Annotated in this window: 1 protein-coding gene; it reads left to right on the top strand. The window is 47.4% G+C overall.

Annotated features, from left to right (window positions below; genetic code table 11):
- Nucleotides 1-30 precede the first annotated feature (30 nt).
- On the top strand, nt 31-270 hold a 240-nt coding region (locus SB773_RS31950), incomplete at its 3' end, for a glycosyltransferase family 2 protein (protein ID WP_410594351.1).

Here is a 270-nt window from a genome sequence, read left to right as displayed (position 1 = left end):
CACTGCAACGTGTAGAGGAGGAGAACTAGTGTGAGCACGGAAGTAACCGTCATCCTTCCCTCGTATAACCGTTACCCGCTGAATTTGCTGACGTTGTATTCATTGGAAAACCAAACCTTTGATTTCGCCAAAATGGAAGTCATCCTCATTGATGATGCTTCGACAGATGGTTCGCATGCACTTGAGCACTATCGACCGCCCTACCCAGTTCGCTATATTCGCAACACAACAAATGCAGGCCGTTCCAAAACGAGAAACATCGGGATTCAG

It is taken from the genome of Bacillus sp. SIMBA_074, assembly GCF_046534555.1.
GTDB classification, from domain to species: Bacteria; Bacillota; Bacilli; order Bacillales; family Bacillaceae_G; genus Bacillus_A; species Bacillus_A mycoides.
The sequence above is the reverse complement of the archived record's forward strand: the minus strand, read 5'-3'. Positions and strand labels throughout refer to the sequence as shown.